General features: G+C 60.9%; 18 protein-coding genes and 2 pseudogenes. 13 read left to right on the forward strand and 7 right to left on the reverse strand.

What is annotated here, in order from left to right:
• The first annotated feature begins 472 nt into the window (after positions 1 to 472).
• Genes ACVWW1_RS00005 through ACVWW1_RS00020 form a run of 4 tightly spaced genes read left to right on the forward strand, consistent with a single transcriptional unit; the run spans position 473 to position 4495 of the window.
• Entirely contained in the window at positions 473 to 982 is a 510-nt protein-coding gene (locus tag ACVWW1_RS00005; RefSeq protein ID WP_456654367.1) for a PaaI family thioesterase, read from the forward strand.
• 60 nt (positions 983 to 1042) lie between these two features.
• Complete coding sequence (locus tag ACVWW1_RS00010) at positions 1043 to 2800, forward strand: adenylate/guanylate cyclase domain-containing protein (protein WP_456654368.1); 1758 nt, start codon at positions 1043 to 1045, stop codon at positions 2798 to 2800.
• A gap of 38 nt (positions 2801 to 2838) precedes the next feature.
• The gene (locus tag ACVWW1_RS00015) at positions 2839 to 3537 is read left to right on the forward strand and encodes a hypothetical protein (RefSeq protein WP_456654369.1); all 699 of its coding nucleotides are present in this window, start codon (positions 2839 to 2841) and stop codon (positions 3535 to 3537) included.
• A complete protein-coding gene (locus tag ACVWW1_RS00020) occupies positions 3518 to 4495 on the forward strand; it encodes a carbohydrate porin (protein WP_456654370.1) in 978 nt (325 codons plus the stop codon). Before ACVWW1_RS00015 ends, ACVWW1_RS00020 begins: the two co-directional genes overlap by 20 nt.
• A 121-nt stretch (positions 4496 to 4616) precedes the next feature.
• Here ACVWW1_RS00020 and ACVWW1_RS00025 read toward each other — a convergent pair whose 3' ends face one another.
• The 3 genes from ACVWW1_RS00025 to ACVWW1_RS00035 all read right to left on the reverse strand — a co-directional run bounded on the left by ACVWW1_RS00025 (position 4617) and on the right by ACVWW1_RS00035 (position 9149).
• Positions 4617 to 5981, reverse strand: coding sequence for an MFS transporter (locus ACVWW1_RS00025; protein ID WP_456654371.1), 1365 nt, complete (start codon positions 5979 to 5981; stop codon positions 4617 to 4619).
• Positions 5982 to 6292: 311 nt separating this feature from the next.
• Positions 6293 to 7333, reverse strand: coding sequence for a hypothetical protein (locus ACVWW1_RS00030; protein ID WP_456654372.1), 1041 nt, complete (start codon positions 7331 to 7333; stop codon positions 6293 to 6295).
• The gene (locus ACVWW1_RS00035) at positions 7287 to 9149 is read right to left on the reverse strand and encodes an ATP-binding protein (protein WP_456654373.1); all 1863 of its coding nucleotides are present in this window, start codon (positions 9147 to 9149) and stop codon (positions 7287 to 7289) included. The genes ACVWW1_RS00030 and ACVWW1_RS00035 overlap by 47 nt, the downstream gene beginning before the upstream one ends.
• A 384-nt stretch (positions 9150 to 9533) precedes the next feature.
• On the opposite strand from ACVWW1_RS00035, the pseudogene ACVWW1_RS00040 reads away from it, so the two are divergent.
• From ACVWW1_RS00040 to ACVWW1_RS00055, 4 genes and pseudogenes are all read left to right on the forward strand, one after another.
• A pseudogene (locus tag ACVWW1_RS00040) lies at positions 9534 to 11294 on the forward strand (PAS domain-containing protein); the annotation flags it as partial.
• 221 nt (positions 11295 to 11515) lie between these two features.
• Positions 11516 to 11608 (forward strand): annotated as a pseudogene (locus ACVWW1_RS00045) (PAS domain-containing protein); the annotation flags it as partial.
• Between the two features lie 105 nt (positions 11609 to 11713).
• Positions 11714 to 12130, forward strand: coding sequence for a histidine kinase dimerization/phospho-acceptor domain-containing protein (locus tag ACVWW1_RS00050; protein WP_456656572.1), 417 nt, complete (start codon positions 11714 to 11716; stop codon positions 12128 to 12130).
• A gap of 26 nt (positions 12131 to 12156) precedes the next feature.
• Positions 12157 to 12795: a helix-turn-helix domain-containing protein gene (locus tag ACVWW1_RS00055; RefSeq protein WP_456654374.1), complete on the forward strand. Its 639-nt coding sequence runs from the start codon at positions 12157 to 12159 to the stop codon at positions 12793 to 12795.
• A gap of 219 nt (positions 12796 to 13014) precedes the next feature.
• On the opposite strand, the gene ACVWW1_RS00060 is transcribed toward ACVWW1_RS00055, so the two are convergent.
• From ACVWW1_RS00060 to ACVWW1_RS00075, 4 genes are all read right to left on the reverse strand, one after another.
• Complete coding sequence (locus tag ACVWW1_RS00060; RefSeq protein ID WP_456654375.1) at positions 13015 to 13977, reverse strand: HlyD family secretion protein; 963 nt, start codon at positions 13975 to 13977, stop codon at positions 13015 to 13017.
• Positions 13964 to 14998 carry an ABC transporter permease gene (locus ACVWW1_RS00065; protein WP_456656573.1) on the reverse strand — a complete coding sequence of 345 codons (1035 nt, stop codon included), beginning with the start codon at positions 14996 to 14998 and terminating at the stop codon, positions 13964 to 13966. The genes ACVWW1_RS00060 and ACVWW1_RS00065 overlap by 14 nt, the downstream gene beginning before the upstream one ends.
• Positions 14937 to 16211 carry an ABC transporter permease gene (locus ACVWW1_RS00070; RefSeq protein WP_456654376.1) on the reverse strand — a complete coding sequence of 425 codons (1275 nt, stop codon included), beginning with the start codon at positions 16209 to 16211 and terminating at the stop codon, positions 14937 to 14939. Before ACVWW1_RS00070 ends, ACVWW1_RS00065 begins: the two co-directional genes overlap by 62 nt.
• A gap of 80 nt (positions 16212 to 16291) precedes the next feature.
• Positions 16292 to 17353, reverse strand: coding sequence for an HlyD family secretion protein (locus tag ACVWW1_RS00075; protein WP_456654377.1), 1062 nt, complete (start codon positions 17351 to 17353; stop codon positions 16292 to 16294).
• 315 nt (positions 17354 to 17668) lie between these two features.
• Between ACVWW1_RS00075 and ACVWW1_RS00080 the strand changes: the two genes are divergently transcribed.
• From ACVWW1_RS00080 to ACVWW1_RS00100, 5 genes are all read left to right on the forward strand, one after another.
• Positions 17669 to 18583 (forward strand): 3-hydroxyacyl-CoA dehydrogenase, encoded by a 915-nt coding sequence (locus ACVWW1_RS00080; protein ID WP_456654378.1) that lies wholly within the window; start codon positions 17669 to 17671, stop codon positions 18581 to 18583.
• Between the two features lie 21 nt (positions 18584 to 18604).
• Entirely contained in the window at positions 18605 to 19522 is a 918-nt protein-coding gene (locus ACVWW1_RS00085; RefSeq protein WP_456654379.1) for a 3-hydroxyacyl-CoA dehydrogenase NAD-binding domain-containing protein, read from the forward strand.
• Between the two features lie 140 nt (positions 19523 to 19662).
• The gene (locus ACVWW1_RS00090) at positions 19663 to 20883 is read left to right on the forward strand and encodes an acyl-CoA dehydrogenase family protein (protein ID WP_456654380.1); all 1221 of its coding nucleotides are present in this window, start codon (positions 19663 to 19665) and stop codon (positions 20881 to 20883) included.
• Between the two features lie 59 nt (positions 20884 to 20942).
• Entirely contained in the window at positions 20943 to 21752 is an 810-nt protein-coding gene (locus ACVWW1_RS00095) for an enoyl-CoA hydratase-related protein (protein WP_456654381.1), read from the forward strand.
• 30 nt (positions 21753 to 21782) lie between these two features.
• Positions 21783 to 23009: a CaiB/BaiF CoA transferase family protein gene (locus tag ACVWW1_RS00100; RefSeq protein WP_456654382.1), complete on the forward strand. Its 1227-nt coding sequence runs from the start codon at positions 21783 to 21785 to the stop codon at positions 23007 to 23009.
• The last annotated feature ends 40 nt before the right edge of the window (positions 23010 to 23049 follow it).

The raw sequence follows: 23049 nt of genomic DNA on the forward strand, positions 1-23049 counted from the left end.
TTCGCTGAAAAAGACGCTGGTGAACAGCGGCGAACGCTTGCGGAATTTGCTGCCGACATTAGCAGCTGGCCTCGGCGCGATGCCTCACTGTGGCTGGCGCATTCGCGAAAATTTCCTCGTCGCCCTTGGTGTCCGGAAATATTCAAACCGCCGCTGACGTGCGCTGTCGCACGCGAGCGCCCTCGGATGTTGGCATTGACAGGGTCAAAAAACCGACCTCGCTGGAATTCTCGCTCTCACGCAAAGCGGTCGTTCACGCGCTGGAGGCGTTTGCTTTGAAGGCACACGGGCGCGTTTTCGGAACAAACACGGCAGGAACGTTCTAGCCGCGATAACAGCCTTCAAGACGGTAGCTTGTTTGAACGTCACATTGGCCCATGCGAAAATTGGTTGCGCAGCTCGGCAATTCTCTCTGAATAATCATAAATGCCCGGATCAGCTCCGGCATGACGACGCCGTGTGTTGAGAGATCATGGACGATAAATCCGGCAAGCACGCTGTCGAATATGGCATCGTACCCATCGACGTGATGGCATCGATGTCGGGGCTCGATTTTGTCCGCGCGATCTTCGCGAGACGATTACCGGAGCCGCCGATCATGCAGACGGTCGAGCCGTTCGACTGCACGGTTGAACCCGGCGCCGTCGTGATTCACAGCGTGCCGGGCCTGCGCCATTACAATCCGATCGGCTCGGTGCATGGCGGCTATGCCGCGATCCTCCTGGATTCCGCGATGGGGCTCGCGGTGCAGAGCACGCTGCCCGCGGGCAGTGGTTATGCCACGCTGGAGTTCAAGATCTCATTCGTGCGCGGCATGAGCAAGACGAGCGGCGTGATCCGCACCGAGGGCCGCGTACTCAACGCCGGCCGCCGCGTTGCTACCGCTGAGGCGCGCATCACGGATGCAAAGGATCGGCTGCTTGCGCATGCGACGACGACGTGCCTTGTGTTCGAATTTCCGAAGCGGAGCGCGAACGGCTGACGTTGAATTGGAGGTACCTTTGGGCTAGGCTTTCGCTACAGGTCACGAGAGGGCTCCCCTGTGCCTTCCGAGCGGATCGAACGCAAGCTCGCCGCCATCCTTGCCGCCGATGTGGCTGGCTATAGCCGACTCATGGGAGCTGACGAGGAAGGCACTCTCGCACGCCTGAAGGCCTGCCGTCGCGAATTGATGGACCCGGAGGTTGCGGCGCACCGTGGGCGCGTCGTCAAGACCACCGGAGACGGCATTCTCATCGAGTTTCCGAGCGTGGTGGACGCCGTGCGCTGCGCAATGGACGTCCAGCGCGGCATGGCCGAGCGCAACGCGAATGTTACAGATGCGCACCGGATCGAGTTTCGCGTCGGGATCAACCTTGGCGATATCATGATCGAAGCCGAGGATATTCATGGCGACGGCGTGAATATCGCGGCGCGGTTGGAAAGCATAGCGGAGCCCGGCGGCATTTGTATCTCGGACTCGTCCTATCAGCAAGTGCGCGACAAGTTCACCATCCCATTCGAAGATATGGGCCTGCAGCAGCTCAAGAACATCGCGCGTCCGGTCCGCGTCTATCGCGTACTGATTGGCCGGAGCGCGCCGAGGGAAAGGCCGGCGCTCGCCCTGCCGGACAAGCCCTCGATCGCGGTACTGCCATTTCAGAATATGAGTGGTGATCCCGAGCAGGAATATTTCGCCGATGGCATGGTTGAGGATATTATCACGGAATTGAGCCGCATTCGGTGGCTGTTTGTGATCGCTCGCAACTCGACCTTCACCTACAAGGGCCAGGCGGTTGCTGTGAAGCAGGTGGCGCGCGAACTGGGTGTGCGCTATGTGCTCGAAGGATCGGTGCGCAAGGGCGGAAATCGGGTGCGCGTCACCGCGCAAATGATCGACGCGATCTCCGGCGCCCATATTTGGGCCGAGCGATACGACCGCGATCTCAGCGATATCTTTGCCGTGCAGGACGAGATCACGGCGAGTGTTGCGGGAGTCATCGAGCCGGCGCTGGCTGAGGCCGAGCAGCAGCGAGTGTTGCGCAAGCCGCCGGAGCGGCTCGATGCCTGGGAAGCCTACCAGCGAGGACTTTGGCACTTCAACAAATACCGACCGGAGGAAAACCAGACCGCACAGACCTTTTTTCGCCAAGCTATCGCGCTCGATCCGAATTTCGCTCCCGGCCACTACGGAAATGCGCTGGCTCTCCAGTGGGACATCTGGCACTTCTCGAGTCGTCCTTTCCTGGAGGTTCAAGAAACCGCGCGTGAAGAAGCGCAAATCGCGGTATCGCTCGACGACAAGGATGCGATGGCGCATGCTGTGCTGGCACACATGATGATGTGGGGCGGCGAGTGGGAGGCGGCGATCGCCGAAGCGCGCACCGCGGTTGCCCTCAATCCAAACAGCGCCTTTGTCATCAGCATGCTTGGTTGCGTACTCGGGTTCGGCGGCTATCGAGAGGAAGCGCTCGAGCGGTTGCAGCAGGCAATGCGTGCCAGCCCACACGATCCCCTGATTTGGCTTTGGTCGATCTGGCGTGCGCTCTTGCAGTTTTTTTCACGCGATTTCGTCGCTGCGCTGCAGACATTGCGCCAAGTTGTTCGCCTGCGCCCGAGCTATGCTCCCCCTTACGAGTACGTCGCCGCGTCGCACGCTTATCTCGGGCAATTGGACGAGGCGCGCGAAGCGCTGGAACGTGTTCCTCCGCAATCGGCGGAGCAACTTCGGCGTTGGCAGCAAAGGCCGCCCTGGATGCGGCCGGAGGATTATGCGCTACGGGTCGAAGGTGTCCACCTCGCAGCCAGAGTGCGAGGTTGAGTAGGGCAGCGCGATGAGCCGTTCCTTGGAGGACTCCTATGGATCAAGACGTTGTTGCAATCCTACGGACTTTGATCTGCACATCTCCCAAACGACATAGCCGCGGCGATAAAGCGCGAATATTCATAGTCACAGGTGCTGCTTGTATGCTGGCGCAGCAACTCTCCGCTACACCGACCCGCGCTGAAACCCCCGATTCGATTCGCTCATTAAGCGCGCCCGCGGCAAACACCAAATCGAAGTCATCCGAAAAAAAGATCGTGGCAAAGAAAACGCAAGCAAAACCCGTCGCAAAGAAAACAGAAGATGACAACCGTCCGGTTCTTCCGATCAATGACACCAACGGCCGCTCCACCCTGGATAACCTTCGCGCCCTGGATAAGGTACTTGGTTACAAGGGATGGAATATTCCGTTTCCGTCGTTTGCCGATACGCTTCTTCTCGACGATGGGGGCTTCCGCACAGCGTTGGCCTCTCAGGGAATCGGATTTCTGTCCTTCGGGATAACGCTAAGCCAGGCAAATATGTTGGATACGCCTCGCAGCGTGCCAAATTCCTATCCACCGTGCACGTATCAGAACCATCTGGGAGGGATTTGTGCAGGCAACCAGGCCTATTTTGGCGAGTCGTTCGGCCTTGGTTATAACCATAATACATATCTAACTTATGATCTCGGACGAGTCGGCCTCGAGGGAGGGCAAACTCCAGGCCCATATCGTGTCCCAGACATCAAATAATGAAGCCTTTTTGGTCAACGATGCCGGAGTTGTCGGTGTCTCTTGGTATCAACCGCTCTTTGACAACAAGGTTGAGTTCAAGGTCGGTTGGCTTGCTCCTATCGCAGAATTAATTGGGCTAGGCATTGGAGGGAATTACGCGCAACCCTTCGGCTCCGCGGCCTCGATTCCGGTCGAACTCGGCATGGCGATTGTACCCGCATTTGCACCGGGCCTGCGCGCGAAACTGAATATCACTGATACCGTATACGACCAGATTTATGTTCAACGGAGTCTCCCGGTAAGAGGCGTTACCGGCAACCCGATTTACGACGAGATCAGCCGCAGCAAGAATAATTGTTGGCCAAATTTCGGCTCTGACGTTGCGGGGACCGGAGTTTTTCTGCTGGATGAGCTTGGTTATCGGCAGCACGAAAAATCAGGCGTTCTGTCGACGTGGGTACGAGGCGGACTGATACTTAATACAACCGAGTTCACCGATTTTTCATCGGTGAGAAGTGCCGGCACAAAGTCCAACGTGCCTGGAGTTTACCTTTTGGCAGATCAACAGCTGTGGCAGCAGGCTCCGTCTTCGGATGCGTCGTCCTACCGCGGAATATATGCTGGGTTTACATACATGTATACGCCGCCGGAAACCGCGGCATTTTACCAGTATTACGAGACACGCGTATATTGGATCGGGCCATTTGATAGCCGTCCGCAAGACATGCTAACCTTTAGCTATACGCACAATGATATTAGCAAATATATTACCGCTCTAACAAATCTGAATTCCGCACTTACCAACGTATTTGCGAACAAGTACACCAACACATATAGCCTCACCTACTTTGCACGTTTGATGCCGGGCGTTTATGGAACGGTCGGCATCGCATATACCGATCATCCGAGTATTTCGTACTTTCCAACAGAGGGATCCTCATTGAATTTTCTAGGAGCTCTAGTCTTCAATTTGTAGACCCTTGGGTGAGACACAATTGCCGTCGCTGGATATGTTTAGCGCTCTTCCGTCACCCTTATGGGACTGGGAAAAAATGGACCGTCACCGCGGCATCAATTCAACCTGACTTTATCGGACCCTACACCACCGGCTTGCCCGAGAGGCCGCGTTCGCCGAACGCAACGAGAAGGGCCGCGCTGCCGCACATGGCTAAAGCGATCGCCGCCGTCATAGCGAGCGGGCCGGCAGATTTGAGCAGCGGCAGCAGGACGAGCGGCGCCAGCGCGGAGGTTACGCGATTCACCGCCCAGGCGGTCGAAGTGACGGTTGCGCGCAGCGCGGTCGGAAACAGCTCCGCACCATAGACCGACAGCGCGCCTCCATAGATCGCAACCATCATATTGAATGCCGTGCCCGTCGCCATTAGCAGGATCGGCGCATTGCTGGTCGCAAACCCGATACCCGTGGCCGCCATTGCGGCCGCGCATAGCGCCAGCGTCGTACGCCGTTCGATCCGATCGATGAAGGTTGCCGCCAGCAGCGCGCCGATCGAGGGGCCGAACAGCGAGACGGCGAGATAGAGCAGCGAATCCGCAACGCGGAATCCCTTTTCGACCAGCACAGCGCCGCTGAGCAGCGGAAAGCTGTTCATCCCCCAAGAGGCGAGGAAATATAGCGCGCAGAGCAGAGCTGTTCGCGGCCGATACGCACCCGCTGCACCGAACCAGAAGTTCGCACGCTCGACACCGGCAACGGGCGCATGCAGCCGCGCGTCAGCCCGAACGGCCTCGTATCCGGCATGGCGGAAAAAGCGGTTGTACGCATCGATGGCGGCTTCGAAGCGCGCGGCGGCGGCCAGCCAGCGTGGCGACTCCGGCAGCGTACAAAACGCCGCGCCGGTCGCGGCGGCGCCGACGGCCCCGATGATCAGCGCGCAGCGCCAGCCGTCGAGGCCGAATGGCTGCAGTGGCGTGAGGGTGCGGATCAAGAACACGACGGCAGGCGCGCCGAGAGAGCCTAAAGCGCCGACCAGGAGGATCAGCATGCCGCGGCGCGCCGCCGGCAGCACGTCGGAAAGATAGGTGGCCATCAGCGGCGGATAGGCGCCGAGCGCCATCCCGGACAGCACACGGAAGAATGTCAACCAAGCGACATCCGGGCTCGCCGCAGCCAGCAGCGAGGTCACCGCCGACACGAGCAGGCTCAAGCTGAGCGCAAGGCGGCGCCCGCTGCGGTCCGCAAGCCACCCGAGCAGCGGGGCGCCGACCGCGCCGCCAGCGGCAATCGATCCGAGCAGGAGCGCGAGCTGATACGGCGCGACCTGGTGCGGTGGACTCAAGAATGCCACCGAGAGCGCAAAGCTGAGCGCCGACTCCATCACGTCGAAGGCGAGGCCAAGGGCGCACAGGACTACGATCGCCCAATGCAGCGAGGTGACCCGCAGGCGATCGAGTTGGTTCGCCGGGAGTTCTGTCGCTCCGGCCGTCGGGTGCGAAAGATCCATGCGCTGATCCTACCCCACGCACCGTGACCGAACCAGCGCGCTTTTGGCTGCGCGTTCTAACGCCAAGACGTCTTCTGCGGCGGTCGTCGCTGTGTACGATTGGAGCGGTTTCTAAATCGGCATCAACGGCGGCGGTGGGTCGAGCGACAGGTGCAGGGATTTCGTTCAGAGCGTCTGCCGGCGCTTTGGTTGGCGAGGACTGCCACAACGCGACGGGCGGCACACTCGGTGGTCAGCTCGCTACCGCTGGCAGTCGGCCAACTGGGTGTTCGACGCTGCGAGGCGAGTGCTGCAGCGCATTGCGAGCTAGACTAGCCGGCAGCCTTGGTGCCGAATTGAAACCGGTCGAGGATTTGTAGGGCGCGCTCGTGAGCGGGTGATACAATTCCCTCCGGCATTCGACCAATAGCCGCGTTGAGATGTTTGTAGCCGTCCGACATGCGATCCTGCTTTAACAACAGCTCAGCAAGGTCCGTCGCAGCCATCAATTCAAACAGGGTGGCGGACTGGCGTTTCGCCCAGTCGATTCCCGAAAGAAAGCTGCTTTCCGCTTTGACATGGTCTGCCTCCGATCGAGACGCGAGGATACAGCCCTTAACCCTGAACAAGGCGGGCATGTACACTAACTTCCCACCGCGCTGTTGCACCTCGATTGCGTTCAAGGTCAGCTCCAAGGCTTCCTCGTGCTCTCCTATGTCGGCCAGGCCCGCAGCCAGATCGCAAAGGATGTCTATGGTCTGGTTTTCGTTCCGTTGTGCCTGAAGCTCTCTAAAAGCTCGCCTCAGCAATGGAATTCCCTCATGAAAATTATTTTGACGGAGGTACCACTGGCCTCGTAGGCCGGTCACCACAGGGCGAAAATCGATCAGGGAGTCGAGTGCACAGAGTTCGGTCAACTGCGCGAGGTGCAGCTCCGATCGCCTAAAGTCCGCCAGAGCCAAATAGACTGAAAATGTGACGCACAGAGCTCGACACAGCGTGTATGGATGTCCGGATTTTTCTCCCTCGTCTATCGCGCGATTTGCGCACTTAAGTGACTGGTCAAGCGAACCTCTGTACAGCAGAGAACGAGCCATCCCGCCAAGCAAAAGACAGCTCTGCCCATGGTCTTGCCCGGCACGAAAGTGCGAACCGGATGCTATGTAGCTGAGGCTGGCTTCCAAATGCTTGAGTGCGACGACGTGATTGCCAACCAAATGGTTGGCGACACCCAACATCCATTCAGCGAGCGCCACGTCGTCGGGATCATTGGTTTTGATGGCAACTTCTTTGCTTCGGGAGGCGGCATCGAGCGCACTCCGAATGTCACTGTTCGAACAGTAATATGCGAAGAGCCCATTCAGGAGCCGCACCTCGCAGGCAAGGTCTCCTTGTATGGCCGCAATGGATAGCGCGCGAGAAAAAATCTCGCGAACGCGCTCGTTGTTGCTGCCAGCTGTATGCATCAGCGCGAATGACAATGACACACATATCTGCATCTCCCGTCGGGAGTTCTTGTCTTGAGCTCCGAGGCGGTCCCAACGCGCGCTCTGCCCAGCTTCGGCATTCAGTCAACAGGGAGAGTTCGAGAAAGACCTGCATTGAAGCAGCTGCAAGTCTCGTCGCAACCTCGTCGCTGCCAAGCGATCCAAAGCTCCATTCCAGCGCCGCCCGAACATCGCTGAGTTGCCGGGAATAGGCCGTAACTCTATCGGCTCTTGGCTGAGCCGAAAGCGGCTCTTTTTGCGGTTCCAGCTGCCGGGTGACGTATTCAGCATGCCGCAAAGAAGTTGAGTCGAACTCAGCATGCTCCTCCAGTTTCCCAAGGGCATAGGCGCCGGTCATATCCAGCAGTCGGAACCATGGCTCGATGCCGCTGATATCAGCGACGACCAACGATTTGGCTACCAGATCGGCCAGGCGGTCTATCGCACTGACGCCCGTTGCATCCATCGCAACCGCTGCAGCTGCCTCCACGGTAAAACCGCCCGTGAAGATGCCCAGTGCACGAAAGAAGCCTTGCTCGGACTCGCCGAGCAGGCTGTAGCTCCAGTCCACAACAGCTTGCATCGTCTGGTGCCGGGGCGTGGCGCCACGGCGCCGTCCTCCTATCAGCCGCAAGCCGTCATCGAGGCGGGAGGCAAGGCCTTCAAGTCCGAGGACCTCGACGCGCGGCGCGGCAAATTCAATCGCCAGTGGCAAGCCGTCCAGCTTCCTGCAAATCGCAACGACCAGAGAGGCGTTAGCATCGGTCAGAACGAAGTCTTGGACGATCGCTGTTACCCGCTCGACGAAAAGCTGCGGGGCAGGAAAAGCTGCAGCCTCCGTTGCTGTCAGCTCAGACGAAAACTCGGGGCTGCTGAGGGGTTCCAGTCGGAGCACCCGTTCACCGGATACTCCCAGCGGTTCCCTACTGGTCGCCAGAATGGTAAGGCCCGCCACGCCGCTGAGTATCGTCACCGCCAGGTCAGTCGCCGCGCCAATGACATGCTCGCAGGTGTCGAGCAACAACAGCATACGGCGGTCTCTTAGGGCAGCGACGAGACCGGGAAGAGGATCCTCGGTGTGTATTTCCAGGCCGAGCACGCTGGCAATCGTGCTCGGTATCAGCCGAGCGTCGTGGAGCGCCGCCAGATCAACCAGCCAGACACCGTGCTCATAAGCACCGATCATCTGCTCGGCGACGGCCAGGGCGACCGTGGTCTTGCCGATTCCACCAGGCCCGACGATCGTGACGAGGCGTTGCTGCGACAGTTGCGAAATCGCGGCCGCCTCGCTCTCTTCGCGGCCGATCACGCGGGTTGCAGCAAAGGGCAAATTGTGCGCCGGCATAGATGCTACTGTCGGCGGCAGCAGGGTTCGTGATGGCTCCTCGCGACGCATGGGGGCGACGAAACTGTAGCCTCGCCCTGGAACGGTGACGATGTAGCGCTGGCCGCCATGGCCATCGCCGAGGGCGCGGCGCAGAGCGCTCATCTGAATCTTCAGGTTCGATTCTTCGACGTATGTTTGCGGCCAGGCCCGGGCGATCAGTTGCTCCTTGCCGACTACCTCTCCGGCACGCTCGACCAAAGAGGCAAGAATATCGAAGGCGCGGCCGCCGAGCCGCACCTGCCTGTCGCCCTCAAGCAGAAGCCGTTGCTCCGGGAGAAGCGAGAACGGGCCAAACAAGATCGCGCGTTCGTCCATGAAGACGCCTTGGCTGGGTTCCCTTCAGGTCTTTTTACCAAATTTTACTTGCCGGAACACGCCGGTGGTACCGAAATATCAATGCTGGGCGGATGCTGAAGTGATGAACGAATGCGGCCCGCTCGCCGGGATTCTCACCTCGAACGGGCAGGGGGCAGTCCTTCTATTTGAGCGGGGCCAACGATGCCACCCGATCAACTTCGTACACCCACAGCAACCAAAAACCTGTTGCGGCTCTTAGAGATGACCGTCACCGAGCGCTCGCTCAGACGGGCGGGCGGGGTCGTTCCGCTCGGCCGAGGGGCCCGACATATCTTTGGCTCTCATTCAAGCGGCCTTGAAGCTGGCTTTATCGCCAAATTTTCCATGAACGGGGGCGGATGAATGTCCTTGCCCTTTTCTCAGCCTGCAACCGCCGTCCCGGCTGAGGGCGGAGTACGGCAGTTAACTTCCGCCAAGCTGTTCAGCGCGAATGAGACTATTGAGGTCGATGAAGCCAAGAAGGCCGAGGACCGGCTACGCCGCAGCGAAACCTGGCTCGCACAAGCACAGAGGCCAAGCCATACCGGTACCTGGGTTCTGGATGGGACAACGAGGCGTTTTCTGTATTGGTCGGACGAGAGTTACCGCATCTGGGGTTTTGATCCGCTGCAGGGGCTCCCAAGCCGAGACGACATGTGGGAACGCATTCACCCGGACGATCGAGAAAGGGTGTGGGGAGAAGTCCAGGAAGCATTGCGCGAGAAAAGAGATTTCCTTGCCGAGTTCAGAATCCTGCTGCCTGATGAAACAGTCAAATACCTGGAAACAAACAGCCATCATGAATTTTCCCCACTCGGCGCGCTACCCGAGGTCATTTGCACAAATGTCGACGTAACGGAGCGCAAGCACGCGGAGCAAGCCCTTCGCGAAAGTGAACGCAAGCACCGCCAATTGATCGAGAGCGTTCCATGTCACGTCTGGTCAGCGAACGCTAACGGCGAGCCGACCTATGCCAATCAGCGCCTTCTCGACTATTTTGGGATTCGATTTGAAGATCGAAAAGGGGACATGGAGGTCCTGCATCCGGACGACGTTGCAGAAACCGAAAGGGCTCTTAATCACGCATTTCAAACTGGAGAGTCCTTTGAGCGCGTGCACCGTTTACGCCGGGCGGACGGCGAGTATCGCTGGCATCGGGTACGCGCTGAGCCTCAGCGCGACCCAGAAGGGCAAATCGTCCAGTGGTGCGGCCTGTCGGTTGACATCGATGAACGCAAGCGCTCAGAGGAACGCCTCCGCGTGCAGCACGCGGTCGCGCGGATTTTGGCGGAAACGACCACGATCGAAGAGGCGACTCCGAGAATACTGCGGGCTATAGGCGAGTATCTGGGATGGGACGTGGGCGCGCTCTGGCGCGTGGACCGGGAGGCCGGGGTTTTGCGCTGTGTCGAGCTTTGGCACAAGGCGTCGATAGAAGTCCCCGAATTTGAAAGGGTTAGCCGGGAGTTCACTTTCGTTCCGGGCTTGGGACTGCCGGGCCGGGTTTGGTCCAGCCGTGAGCCCGAATACGTTCCCGATGTCGTTTCTGATGAGAATTTTCCGCGGGCCTCGATCGCCGAACGCGAAGGACTACACACGGCCTTCGGCTTTCCCATCCTGCTTGGCAGCGAAGTCCTGGGCGTGATCGAGTGTTTCAGCCGCGAGATCAGGCAGCCCGATCAGGAACTTCTCAACATGCTGGCTACCATCGGAAGCCAGATCGGTCAGTTCATCGAGCGCAAGCGCGCCGAACAGGCATTGCGGGAGAGCGAGGCGAAGTTCCGCGACTTCGCTGAGACAGCCTCGGACTGGCTCTGCGAAATCGGCCCGGATTACAAATACACGCTGCTGAGCGATAATGCCTTTGGTTCAGGCGCGGCCGATCGAATCGGCACGGCGTGCTGGGATCACGCCCTCGATCTTCAAACCGAACCCGAGAAATGGCAGCGTCTCCGGGAAACCATCGATTCACGTAAACCGTTCCGGGACTTTGTGTATTGCGGGCTGAGCAGCGACGGCTCTCCGATGTATGTGAGGGCGAGTGGCAAGCCCTTGTTTGACGCCAACGGAGAATTTCAAGGCTATCGTGGCACATGTACAGATGTGACAGAGATCATGCACGCGCAGGAGGCGCTGCGTGAAAGCGAACGAAGTTTGCGTTCGACAATTGACGGGATAGCCGGTCTCATTGCGATCATGACCCCGAACGGTGAGCTTGAGACCGTCAATCGTCAGGTCTTCGAGTATTTTGGCCGATCGCTGGAATGGCTGAAGAACTGGGGAACAAACGATGCCGTACATCCTGAAGACCTGCCCCATGTTGTTGAAAAATTTTTACGAGAGCGGTGGCCACGGGAACTCCCTACCATTACGACCAACGCCTACGGCGCTTCGACGGTGAATATCGATGGTTTGACGTCCGCGGCCGCCCAATTCGCGATGACTCCGGGCGCATCGCGCGATGGTACGTTCTACTGACGGACATTGATGATCGCACACGAGCGCTGGCGCAATTGGAGCAAATGCAATCGGATTTCGCCCACATGAACCGCGTGAGCATGATGGGGGAGTTAGCTGCCTCGCTGTCTCACGAAATCCTGCATCCTATCGCGACCGCGCGCAACAACGCCCGTACAGGGATGCGCTTTTTGGAAATGAATCCGCCGAATCTGGATGAGGCCAGGGAAGCGCTCGGCTGTGTTGTCAGGGATGCGGACCGAGCCAAGGATATCGTCGGACGGATTCGTACTCAGATCAATAAGGCGCCGCCTCATTTGCTGCAACGCTGGTCGTTGGGCATTACGTGCTCTTCGGTCGACAGATGCAGAACCGTGAGGTTAGAGATTTCGAACCGCGTCGTCCCTAAGCCATCGCTTAGCACAAGCAACCACCAGCGAACTTCACACGACCACCGCGCAATCGACGTCGGCGCAGTAAGCCGTCAAAACGCAACTCAATAGTTCTGCCGCACGGACGCGAGGTTACAATGGGCGCATTGGCAACGAACGCAGTTTTCGAACGGGTGAAACCACTTGAACAGGCCAGCTTCGCGCCGCAACTGGAAGTCTCTCAAAGCACCGCAAGAGATTCTCCTCCAGCTTGCCCCGGGTTAGGCTATCTGGCAAATTGCCTCGTCCAACTTCTTGAGACAGCGACACGTGAGCTCGAGCGTGATCCTGACGTGGCGAAAGCATCGCTGGTCACCGCATCAACTCTTCTGCAAGCGGAGGTCGAGCGCTACTCGAGCGCTGGCGACACCGCAAGGGGCGGGCTGGCGCGGTGGCAGATGTTGCGCGTGCGCGCCTTTATCGATAGCAATTTACACCGCTCCATTCACATTCGGGATCTCAGCGCGGTTGCGCAGCGTAGCCCGGCTCACTTCTGTCGAAAATTCAAACTCGTCGTTGGCGAGCCGCCGCATGCCTACGTGGTAAGAAGGCGTTTGGAGAGAGCTTGCCACCTCATGGTGACCAGCGCGTCATCCCTGAGTGAGATAGCATTGAATGTGGGTTTTTCGGATCAAGCGCATCTGTGCAGGCATTTCCGAGTGGCCTTTGGTCAAAGCCCGGCCAGTTGGCGTCGCCAGCACGGAGCTCTCGGGCGCGATAACCCGACACGAATGTAAATATCATATGAGCAATATGCGATCGAGATGCTGCGCGCACATTGGTTCGCATAGGTCGATTGCACGCCTGTCGTAGAATTGGACAGTGCAGCGAAGAAATCGGATAGTCCTAGTATCACGGTATGTCGCGGAGCCGGCACAAGCCATTTCGGAAATTCGCGCGCGGTGATGGAGTTCTGGACGGGTGAGGCAGGGGCGATTTCTTCGCTTGTGTCTTCGTTAGCGCTCGATCCAAACAGTCATGCCCGGCTCAAGGGCCGCCGGCTCCCCCGGGTCGAGGCGCAGTCGGAGCGTGTTGCGGTCATGATCGCCAATGACCCGCTCGGCCTGCCAGGTGGCGAAGATCCCGAGCGGCCGCAGTTCGGTGACACCGGCCTTGATCGCGCCGGCGCCGTTTCGCATCACACTTGCGGTTTCTCCCATCGCGAGACGGTTGAGATGATCTTCGCGCACGTTGAACGAGAGCCATTGCCTGCCCGCCGCTTCGACCATCAGGATCGGCTGGCCCGCGCGAACATTTTCGCCCACCTCTGCGGCAATGACAGTCACGACGCCGTCGGCCGGAGCACGCAGGACCATCTTGTCCAGCCGGCGCTCGAGCACGGTGACGGCGGCGGCGGCCGCCTGCACCTGCGCGTCGGCGATCGCGCGCTCTTCCCGGGTCGGGCCCGCTACTGCCGCATCGTAAGTCGCCTGAGCCCCCGCGACGTCGGCGCGGGCGATGGCGACGTCGTTCTCGGCCTGGTCCAGCGACTGCTGGGACTCAAAACTCTGGCGTGCCAGCGTGCTGGTTCTCGTGAGCTGGGCCTGGACGTCGTCGAGGCGGGAGCTTGCCTTGGCGATCGCAGACTTCAGGGAGTCGACCTGTTCGCGGCGGATGCCAGCATAGACGTTGTTGCGGTTCGCGGTTGCGGAGGCGAGGGCGGCACGCGCCTGGTCTGCCTGTGCCGTCAACTCGATCGCGGAGAGCCGCGCCAGGATATCGCCGGCATGGACGAGCGCGCCTTTCCCGACGGCGATCGACACAAGTTGGCCATTCACCTCCGGCTCGACCCTGACTTCGGTCGCCCGCACCACACCCACGATCGTGGTCGACGAATCCGGGCGACGTGCGGAATAGATCAGGACGCCCGCGACGAGCACGAGCACGGTCGCAACAATGGCGTACCTAGCTTTGCGCATGTTGCGCTCCTCTCTTGACGGCAAGTGCGGAGATCACCGCGAGCGCGAAATAGCCCAGCGCCAGACACCATAGCCAGAGCCAGTCATGCCCGACCTCCCAGATGCTGGCGCCAAGCTGGTTGATGCGCACGAGGCCGTCGATCGCGGAATCAGCGGGGAACATCTTGCCCAGCGCGATGGCCGCTTCGGGGATGGCTTCGCGCGGCCATGCGAAGCCGGCGGTGAAGAACTGCGGCAGGCTGGTCGCCAGCAGCAGCAGGGTGGCGTTTTCCGGCCGTGTGAACCAGGCCCCGATGGCCTGTCCCAGAAAACTGGTCGCCAGCAAAAAGACAGTCGCGAGCGCGAAGATCTGTGGAACGTGCCCGAGCGTCGAAAAGCCGTAGATCCGCGGCAGCACGATCAGATAGAGCGCGAGCGCTGGAAGGTAGATGGTCAGGTGGGCGACGCCGCGGCCGAGCACGCCGGCGAACGCGCCGCCGGCGCCTGCCAGCGCGGTGCCGGTCAGCATCGCCGCCCCGATCAGGAGCGTCTGCTGCAGGATCAGCATGAACGCCGCCGGAACGACGTAACTCGCATAGCCGCCCACCGGGTTGAAGATCGGTTGCAGCAGAACGTCGGCCGGGTTCTGGCTCGCCAGTTTTGCTTTGACCAGGCTGCCGTCCGAGCGCGCGCCGCGCGAGGCGATCTCGGACGTCAAGGCTCCGATCGCCGTGGCTACGCCACTGGCTGTCGACCTGAATATGAAGAGATAGGTCGCATTCGCGTAGACCGGGATGTGAGCGGTGATGCCCTTAAGGACGTCGCGTTCGGTTCCTTCCGGGATATCGACCGCCGCAAAAGCCTTCCCGAGATCGATGGCGGTGTGTGCCTCGGCAAGCGTGCGGGCACGAACCGTAACGTTCAAAGCGCCGCTCGCATCCAGCGTCTCGACGATCCGGCGGCTGAGATCGCTGAGATCGTTATCGACGACCGCGATGGGAAGCTTGCGAAGGATCTGGTTCAGATAGGGTTGCGGGATAATAGATGCCGTAAACCAGCGGCGCGAGGAACAGGACGCTGAAGGCGCTCCGCGTCCCGAGCACGCGCCGCCACTCCGCCGTGAAGGCGGTGCCGATGCCCCGTGGCGTGGGGGTGACCTCGGGCGGCTCGGCTGGCGGCGTCGTTGCAAACCGGCCTTTGCGCGTGAGGCTCACCATGCGCAGCAACGGGAGAGCGACAAAGAGCAGGGCCAGGCCGGCGAGTGCCGCAAAGGGAATGGCGGCTTCCGAGACCGGCAATCCGCGCGCGGCTTGTCCCAGCAAGACTGACATGTACCAGCGCAGCGGCAGGATCGTGCTCCAGACTTGCGCAAAGGCATTCATGCCCACGGTGGGAAAGCCGACGCCGGCGTAGCCGAATGCCGGCGAGGCAAACAGGCCCGTAAGCCCGAGCCCGGTCGCGAGGTCGCCGGCCAAAAGCTGCAGCAGGGCGCCGACCGACAAATAGGCAATGATCAGCAGGGAGCCGGCGGCGAGCATCAACGGCAGGTCTCCCCGGAAGGGGATTTCCAGCACGCCTTCCAGGAACAGCGGCTCGGCCAGCATGATGAGGAGGAAGATGCAAAATAGCGGCGCCAGTTTGCCGACCAGCGCTGCGACCGGATCGCCGCCGGCACTTTCCAGCCACTCCCTTGCGTTGCGACGGCGGAATTCGGAGCCGACGGAATAGCCGGCGGCGAGGGTGATCACCACATGGATGATCGTCGGCAGCAACGCGCGGAGCAGGAACTGTGCATAGTTCTTTTGCGGATTGACCAGCGCGATGGTCTCCGCGGTGAGCGTTCCCATCGAAGCCGGAGCCAGTGCGGCGCGCCTGGCGGGAGCGGCCACCGCCGCCGCGGCAGATAGCGCATCGCTCAGGCCCGAGGACGCAATGCCGGCCGCTGTCAGGAACTGCTGATTATAGAAGCCGACGACCTGCGGGCGCCGTTCGGCGTTCAGGTCGCGCTCGAAATCCGGCGGGATATGGACGGCCGAGATCGCTCTGCCCGAGCGGATGTCCTGCACCGCCGTCGACAGCGTCCCGGAGCGGTCGACGATATTCAGGCTCGGCGAGGCCGCGACGTATTCGACCAGGGCATGCGACGCGTCCGAGTTGTCTTCGTCGACGACGGTTACCCCGAGCCCCCGTATGACCGGATGGCTGAAGACGGTGGTGAGAACCACGAACGCAAACAGCGGCACGCCGAAGATCAAGAGCAGTGCGACACGATCGTGAAACAGCCAGTGGCACTCGCGTCGCGCGACCCGCCAGAAGCCGGGCTTCGACGCCGGCCTCATTGCCGTGTCCGCCAGTCGAGATAGGCGCTCATTCCGGGTCGCAACTCCGGCACCGGCTGGACCGGGTAGGCGCGGATCGAAAACGTCCGCAGGTCGAAATCGCCGGTGGCGCGCGTGGCCCGCCAGCTCGCATATTCGCCCTTGGTCGCAACGAGCTTGACCTCGACCGTGACGCGGCGGTCGGCGAGAGCCGGGATGCGGACATCGAACCGATCGCCGACCTTCAATCCCTTGACGAGATCCTCGCGAAGATCGAAATGAATCCAGACGTCGGCCAGATCGATCAAGGTAACGAGCGGTACGCCCGGCGAGACATACTCGCCCGGCTCGACGTTGCGCTGATAGACCTGCGAGGCGATGGGAGCATAGACCTGGAGCTGATCGATGATCGATTGAACGCTCTGGATATCGGCATTGGCCTTTTCGACGCTGGTCCGGGCAATCGCCCGCTCTTCCTTGGTGTAGCCGTTGACGGCCTGGTCGTAGGCCGATTGGGCCTGATCGACCGCGCGCTCGGTTTCATGCAGTGAATCGGTCACCTGGTCGAGGCGGGCTTGCGGTGCGTTGCCTTGCCCGGTCAACGTATTGGTTCGATCATAGGTCTTCTGGGCCAGCACCAACGCCGCCTGCGCACGCTCCAGCTCCGCCTTCCGCGCGGCAACGGTTTCCACCCGTGTTCCGATGAGTACATTGGCAAGCTGGGCCTCGGCCACAGCCTTAGCCGCCCTCATCTGTTCGAACTTGGCGACAGTTTCTGGATTGTCGATGCTTACGAGCACAGCCTTCGCAGGGACATTCTGGCCGCGATTGACAGGGATCTCCTTGACGCGTCCGTCGACACGCGCGGCAATGTCGAGCCGTGTTGCATCGACCTCGCCCTGTACCAGAAGCGGTACCGGCCGCAACAGATAGAAGACAGATAGCGCTACAACGGCGGCGGCAACGATGCCGACGATAATGGAGGGAACACGTGTCGCGGTGCGCGCGTTCGTGTCCCCTCCGTCATGCGTTGCATCGGACGCAATTTGAACATCTTCGCCAGAGGTCGGCGTGTCCATGCCTGTCTCCACTTGGTTCATGACCGTCTTGGTTGCCAGGCCTCGCCGGACTTCCATGCACCGTGTCTGACTTGGCGGTACCGTGACTTAGCCAGCACGTGCATTTTGCTGCTTGTCCGGATGCGCTCTGATTTGCCATGTTCGTGCGCTCACTTCCGCGCCAGCGTTAGCGACGGAGCGAGCGCTATGCGTCAGCGAAGAAGCAGCACAACCATTCCAGCTGTGATCGTCTTATTCAATATCGCGGCGAGTAATCGCGGCACTGTTGCGGTCAAGCGCTGACCGATTTCGCGTCAACCTTCATACGGGTGCCACATGTCCGAAGCCGCCAAGAGCAATCGAACCGCCAGCGCCAGCGCCGTCGCCGCTCGCCTGTTTGTCCTTGAGCTGAACGCCGGCCGCATTCACTCCATGAATACGGACGGTTCCGACCGCAAGACCATCGTGTCGGATTGCCATCTGCCCGATGGCATCGTCGTCGATGTCGAAGCGGGTCATATCTACTGGACCAACATGGGCATCCCAAATCTGGATGACGGATATATCGAGCGCGCCGATATCGACGGCAAGAACCGCAAGACCATCGTCCCGCGGGGAAAAACCCACACGCCGAAGCAGATCATTCTCGATAAGAAGGGCGGCAAGCTCTATTGGTGCGACCGCGAGGGTATGCGCGTCATGCGCTGCAATCTCGACGGCTCGCAGCTGGAGACGCTCATCATCGCAGGCCGCGGTGAAGCCGACAGCCGGGATCAGACTAGGTGGTGCGTCGGACTGACGATCGACCCGAAACTCGGACATCTCTATTGGACGCAAAAAGGTCCTGATAATGCCGGGCTCGGTCGCCTCTTCCGTGCCAATCTCGAAATTCCCGCCGGCCAGACGGCGGCGACCAGGTCCGACATCGAGATCTTCTACGATCGCCTGCCGGAGCCGATCGATCTCGAGCTCGACCTCAAGAACCGTATTCTCTACTGGACCGATCGCGGCGACCCGCCGCGCGGCAACACGGTGAACCGGGCCTCCGTCGACAACAAACCGGCCGAGCCGGAGATCGTCGTCACCCATCTCATGGAGGGGATCGGCATCGCGCTCGACGTTGCAAACGATCGCATGTTCGTGACCGATTTCGCCGGCTCGGTCTATGTCGCACGGCTCGACGGATCCGGTGAACGGAATTTCCTGTTCGCCCAGGGCAATCTCACCGGCATCGCCTACGCCGAAATCTGACCAACGCTTCGGAGACATGACATGACCGACATCAAGCCCATTCGCCGCATCGCCATCATCGGCACAGGCGTGATCGGCGCGAGCTGGAGCTCACTGTATCTCGCCAAGGGATTGCAGGTCGTCGCCACCGACCCCGCTCCGAACGCGGAGGCCGCGCTGAGGAAGTTCGTCGAGACTGCCTGGCCCGCGCTCAAACGATTGGGTCTTTCGCCGGGAGCGTCGCAGTCGAACCTGACGTTCACGCCCGATCTCGCGAAGGCGCTCAACGGTGTCGACCTCGTCCAGGAGAACGGGCCCGAGCGGATCGATTTCAAGCAGAAGCTCTATGGGCAGCTCGACGAGCTGCTGCCGCCGGAGGTGATCATCGCGTCGAGTTCGTCGGGGCTCACCATGAGCGAAATCCAGAAGGGCGCTGCAACCCATCCTGAGCGCTGCGTCATCGGTCATCCGTTCAATCCGCCCCACTTGATCCCGCTGGTCGAGATCGTCGGCGGGGCCAAGACCTCGGAAACGACGATCCGGCGCGCCGACGAATTTTACACCTCGATCGGGCAACGGACGGTGCGCGTCAACAAGGAGATGCCGGGGCATGTCGCCAATCGGCTGCAGGCAGCGCTCAGCCGCGAGATCTACTACCTCGTCGCCGAGGGCGTGGTGAGCGCCGCCGACGTCGACACCGCGCTCTCCTGGGGCCCGGGCCTGCGCTGGGGCGTCATGGGCGGCTTGATGCTCAACCACCTCGGCGGCGGTCCAGGCGGCATCGAGCACTTCTTCCAGCAGTTCACCGGCCCGATGACGGCCTGGTGGAAGACGCTCGGTTCGCCGGTGCTGACGCCGGAAGTGCAAAAGATACTCATCGACAGCGTTCATGCCGAGGCCGGATCGCGCAGCATCGCGGAGCTGGAGGCGCGGAGCGCGACGAAGTTTTGCTCGGTCTGATCGAACTACGCAACAAGGTTGCCAGCTCGAGCCATGCGAAATCGAAGAAGTCGGTCGCCTGAGATCAGTCGCTACCGACCACACCCGACACATCCTGCCAAAAAAGCCCGGCGCTGAAGCCGCAGCCAAAGGAGTTCTAAATGCCCACCGCAGCCACAGCCAGCAAGACCGCCGCGCCGAAGCCGGTGCCCGTCCCGAATGGCGACTTCTATCAGTTGGTGGACCTGCTCAACCCTGAGGAGAGAGCGCTCGTCAAAAAGGTGCGGACTTACATGGAGACCAAGGTCCAGCCGGTCATCAACAAGTATTGGTCCGATGACGCGTTTCCGTTCGAGCTGCTGCCGTCGTTTAAGGAGCTCGGCCTCGGCGGGCTCGGCTTTGAGGGCTATGGCTGCGCCGGCGGTAGCCAGAAGCTGTTCGGATTCGTCGCGATGGAGCTGGCGCGCACCGACGCGTCGTTCTGCACGTTCTTCGGCGTGCACAGCGGCCTCGCCATGGGATCGATCTATCTCGACGGATCGGAGGAGCAGAAGCAGAAGTGGCTGCCGGCGATGGCGCGTTGGGAAAAGATCGGCTGCTTCGGTCTGACCGAGCCGCTAGTCGGTTCGGGAACCAGCGGCGGTCTGACCACGACGGCCAAGCGGGAAGGCGATACCTGGATTCTCAATGGCCAGAAGCGGTGGATCGGCAACGCGCCGTGGTGCGACATCTCCATCATCTGGGCGCGCGATCTCGCCGACAACCAGGTGAAGGGATTCATCGTCGAGAACAAGTCGACGCCCGGTTTCAGCGTCGAGAAGATTGAGCACAAGATCGCGCTCAAGGTGGTCCAGAACGGCCAGATCACCCTGAAGGATGTGCGGGTGCCCGAAGCCAATCGCCTGCAGGGCGGCAGTTCGTTCCGCGATACCGCACGCGTACTGCGGATGACGCGATACATGGTGGGTTGGGCCTCGACCGGCATCCAGATGGGCGCGTTCGAAGCAACCGTCAAATACGCCCAGGAGCGGTTGCAGTTCGGCAAGCCGATCGCTTCGTTCCAGCTGATCCAGGATCTGCTCGCCAAGATGCTGGCCAATCTGACTGCGTGCCAGTGCCTGATGCTCCGCCTGGCGACGCTCGACGACGAAGGCAAGCTCGGCGACCACCACGCGGCGCTGGCGAAGGCGTTCTGCACGGCGAAATCGCGCGAGACCGTCTCATGGGGACGCGAGGTCCTCGGCGGTAACGGTATCGTCGCCGACTACAATGTCGCGCGCTTCTTCGCCGACGCCGAGGCCCTGTACTCCTACGAAGGCACCTATCAGATGCAGAATCTGATCGTCGGCAAGGCCATCACCGGTCACGGCGCCTTCATCTGACATCCCGGCGGCGCCGGCGCTCTGGCGCCGGCTGCCCTCTCAATCCAGGAGATATGATTATGGCTTCGCAAGCTGCACCGCTCACCCCTTCGCTCGCGAATGTCTTGTACGAGAAGAACGGTTCGATCGCCTACGTGACGATCAATCGGCCCAAAGTGCTCAACGCGCTCAATACGCCGACCTGGAGCGATTTGAAGGTCGCGTTCGAGGATGCCAAGGCCGACGCGTCCGTGCACGGCGTCATCCTTACCGGGGCGGGCGACAAGGCTTTCGTCGCCGGCGCAGATATCAGCGAACTCGCGCATGTCGATGCCTACGATGCCGAGGAGTCGAGCCGGTTCGGGCAGGGCGTGCTGGAACTCATCGAAAATCTCGGCAAGCCGGTGATCGCGGCGATCAACGGCTTTGCGCTCGGCGGCGGTTGCGAGACGGCGATGGCCTGCACGATCAGGATCGCCGTCGAGCATGCCAAGTTCGGGCAACCCGAGGTGAAGCTCGGCTTGTTGCCGGGCGGTGGCGGTACGCAGCGGCTGCCGCGCCTGGTCGGCAAGGGCCGCGCCTTGCAGCTCATCCTTACCGGTGAAACGATCTCGGCGCAGGAAGCCTACCGCATCGGCCTCATCAACGAAGTCGTCCCGGCAGCCAGTCTGATTGATCGCGCCGAGGCCATCCTGAAGCAGATCATGGCCAATGCGCCGATCGCCGTAAAATTCTCGCTGGAGGCGGCCAACCGGGGAATGGATACCAGCCAGGCCGAGGGGTTCGCGCTCGAAGCGTCCTATTTCGGCATCTGCGCGGCAACGGAAGACAAGAAGGAAGGCACCGCTGCCTTCCTCGAGAAACGTGCACCGAAGTTCCGCGGTCGCTGAAACAGTCCGCACAGTTGGAAAGAGACAGCCATGGCTAGCGACAATATTTTCTCTGGATTGAAAGTGGTGGATCTGGCGAGCTTTATCGCAGGCCCCAGCGCCGCGGTGATCCTGTCGGACTTCGGCGCAGATGTCATCAAGGTCGAGCCGCCGAGCGGCGAGCTGTGGCGACACGCGCACAACATGCCGCCACAGCCGGTCGCCGAGGATCCCTATCCCTGGCATCTCGCCAACCGCAACAAGCGGGGCATCGCGCTCGATCTGAAATCGCCAAGCGCCCATGCGGTTCTCGAAAAGCTGGTCAAATGGGCCGACGTGCTCATCGTCAATACGCCGCATCCGGCGCGCGCACGGCTAAAGCTCAATTACGAGGACGTGCTGCCGTGGAACAAGCGGCTGATCTATGCCGACATCACCGGCTTCGGCGACAAGGGACCCGATGCGGATCTGCCGGGTTTCGATATCACGTCCTACTGGGCACGCAGCGGCCTGCTGTCGATGACGCGCGATGCCGGCGCACCGCCGACCTGGCCGGTGGCCGGCAGCGGCGACAATGCCACGGCGGTCGGCCTTTATTCGGCGATCGTCACCGCGCTCTATCGGCGCGAGCGCACCGGGGAGGGAGCGCATGTTACGACCTCGCTTCTTGCGGAAGGCGTATGGTCCGCCAGCGTCTCGATCCAGGCGGCGCTGTGTGAGGCGAAATTCTTCGGGTTGCACGACCGCATGCATCCCGCCAACGCGGCCATGAACGTCTATCGCGCCAAGGATGACACCTGGTTCGTTCTCATCATAACGCCGGACAAGGTTGCAGCCGTGGCAAAAGCCATCGGCCGCCCCGATCTCCTGACCGATCCGCGCTTTTCCGATCCGGCGAAGCTGATGGCGAATATGCCGGCGCTCACGGCGATCCTCGACCAGACTTTCTGTGGCGAGCCGATGGCGCATTGGTATGAGGTCTTCAACGGCGTCCACGTGACGTTCGGAGCCGTGCGCGGGCCGCAGGAAGTGATCAAGGATCCTCAGCTCCAGGCCAACGACATCATCGTTCCGCTCAATGGCGCCGGCGGCAAGCTGACGTCCACCATCTCCAGCCCGCTTCAGGTACATGGCGTCACCAAGGTGCCGGCGAAACGCGCCCCGAAAATCGGCGAACACAACGACGAGGTGCTGCGGCAGCTCGGTTTCAGCGCGACCGAAATCGACGGTTTGCGTGCGAACGGTGCGATTCCGAAACCAAAGGAACATGCGGCCTGACGCATGATCCGGAAAAGTGTGTAGCGGCAAACAGGAAGTG

It is taken from the genome of Bradyrhizobium sp. JR3.5, assembly GCF_054057015.1.

What these genes read in the sequence shown, in the direction of transcription:
- ACVWW1_RS00005 (WP_456654367.1), top strand. Translation starts at nt 473, where the DNA reads ATGGACGATAAATCCGGCAAGCACGCTGTCGAATATGGCATCGTACCC.
- ACVWW1_RS00015 (WP_456654369.1), top strand. Translation starts at nt 2,839, where the DNA reads ATGGATCAAGACGTTGTTGCAATCCTACGGACTTTGATCTGCACATCT.
- ACVWW1_RS00025 (WP_456654371.1), bottom strand. Translation starts at nt 5,981, where the DNA reads ATGGATCTTTCGCACCCGACGGCCGGAGCGACAGAACTCCCGGCGAAC.
- ACVWW1_RS00035 (WP_456654373.1), bottom strand. Translation starts at nt 9,149, where the DNA reads ATGGACGAACGCGCGATCTTGTTTGGCCCGTTCTCGCTTCTCCCGGAG.
- ACVWW1_RS00050 (WP_456656572.1), top strand. Translation starts at nt 11,714, where the DNA reads ATGAACCGCGTGAGCATGATGGGGGAGTTAGCTGCCTCGCTGTCTCAC.
- ACVWW1_RS00055 (WP_456654374.1), top strand. Translation starts at nt 12,157, where the DNA reads ATGGGCGCATTGGCAACGAACGCAGTTTTCGAACGGGTGAAACCACTT.
- ACVWW1_RS00060 (WP_456654375.1), bottom strand. Translation starts at nt 13,977, where the DNA reads ATGCGCAAAGCTAGGTACGCCATTGTTGCGACCGTGCTCGTGCTCGTC.
- ACVWW1_RS00075 (WP_456654377.1), bottom strand. Translation starts at nt 17,353, where the DNA reads ATGGACACGCCGACCTCTGGCGAAGATGTTCAAATTGCGTCCGATGCA.
- ACVWW1_RS00080 (WP_456654378.1), top strand. Translation starts at nt 17,669, where the DNA reads ATGTCCGAAGCCGCCAAGAGCAATCGAACCGCCAGCGCCAGCGCCGTC.
- ACVWW1_RS00085 (WP_456654379.1), top strand. Translation starts at nt 18,605, where the DNA reads ATGACCGACATCAAGCCCATTCGCCGCATCGCCATCATCGGCACAGGC.
- ACVWW1_RS00090 (WP_456654380.1), top strand. Translation starts at nt 19,663, where the DNA reads ATGCCCACCGCAGCCACAGCCAGCAAGACCGCCGCGCCGAAGCCGGTG.
- ACVWW1_RS00095 (WP_456654381.1), top strand. Translation starts at nt 20,943, where the DNA reads ATGGCTTCGCAAGCTGCACCGCTCACCCCTTCGCTCGCGAATGTCTTG.
- ACVWW1_RS00100 (WP_456654382.1), top strand. Translation starts at nt 21,783, where the DNA reads ATGGCTAGCGACAATATTTTCTCTGGATTGAAAGTGGTGGATCTGGCG.